The organism is Hansschlegelia beijingensis (assembly GCF_045505405.1).
Classification (GTDB): Bacteria; Pseudomonadota; Alphaproteobacteria; order Rhizobiales; family Methylopilaceae; genus Methylopila; species Methylopila beijingensis_A.
The window spans coordinates 1-1,234 of record NZ_JBJKEX010000547.1; the positions used below are offsets into that span (position 1 = coordinate 1).

The 1,234-nt window shown below is 71.5% G+C and carries 2 protein-coding genes; both read left to right on the forward strand.

Annotated features, from left to right (window positions below):
- Positions 1-311: substrate-binding domain-containing protein (locus ACIKT0_RS18570; RefSeq protein ID WP_474998512.1), on the forward strand; the 311-nt coding region annotated here is incomplete at its 5' end.
- The coding region (locus ACIKT0_RS18575) for an iron chelate uptake ABC transporter family permease subunit (protein WP_407106790.1) at positions 308-1,234 on the forward strand (927 nt) is incomplete at its 3' end. The genes ACIKT0_RS18570 and ACIKT0_RS18575, both read left to right, overlap by 4 nt.

A 1,234-nucleotide genomic window follows, 5' to 3' on the forward strand; every position in this document is an offset into this window, starting at 1 on the left:
CGGGCTCCCTCAGCGACGAACTGATGCGGCGCGCCGGCCTGGTGAACGTCGCGGCGGAGCTGAAGCTCGACAATTACGGGCAGCTGCCGCTCGAGACGATCATCCTCGCCGGCGTCGACTTGCTGATCGTCGACGGCGACCGGGCCGGCCCGCCGGCGATGGCGACCGAGGTCCTGAGCCACCCGATCCTCGCGGGACTCGGCGACCGGGTTCGCGTCGTGAAGGTCCCGCCAAAACTCTGGACCTGCTACGGGCCGAGCATCGCCGACGCCTACGACATTCTCGTCGACGCGGCCGGGGGCGCGCAGTGAGCACGTCCCCGCCCTACGCCGCGCTGGTGGGCGCGCTCGCGGCGCTCATGCTGGCGGCCTTCGTCGCTTCCGTGACGATCGGCTACGTCGTGATCGACGTCGGCGGCGCGCTGGCCGATCTGCTCGCAGGCGGAACCTCGCTCGGCGCGTTGGTGCTGATGGAGCTTCGCCTGCCGCGGGCCATCATGGGCGCGCTGGTCGGCTTCAGCCTCGGGCTCGCGGGCGCCGCGATGCAGGGCCTGCTCCGCAATCCTCTCGCGGATGCCGGGGTGATCGGCGTCTCGGGCGCCGCCGCCTTCGGCGCCGTGATGGCGTTCTACTCCGGCCTTTCCGCGAGCTTCGGCCTGGCGCTGCCCATTGGCGGCATTCTGGGAGCCGGCGTCGCGGTGGCGCTGCTCTATGCGCTCGCGGGCCGCGGCTCGGCGACCATGACGCTGATCCTCGCGGGCGTCGCCATCAACAGCCTCGCCGGCGCGTTGACGGCGCTCGCGCTCAACCTCTCGCCGAACCCATACGCGGCGACCGAGGTGATGTTCTGGCTGATGGGGTCGCTGGCCGACCGCAGCATGACGCACATCCAGCTCGCGGCGCCGCTGCTGATCTCCGGCTGGCTGCTGATCCTCGTATCCGCCCCCGCGCTCGACGCGCTGTCGCTCGGCGAGGACACGGCGACCAGCCTCGGCTTCGACATGGGTCGCGTGCGCCTGCTGCTCATTGTCGGGACCGCGCTCTCCGTCGGCGCGTCGGTCGCAGTGGCGGGAGCGATCGGCTTCATCGGACTGGTCGTCCCGCACCTGCTTCGCCCCCTCGTCGGCGGCAGGCCGGGCCGTCTGCTGCTCGTCTCCGGCCGCCTCGACGCCGCGGTCGCGGATTACGATCAGGCGATCCAGCTCGATCCGAACAACGCGCAGGCCTGGCACAAT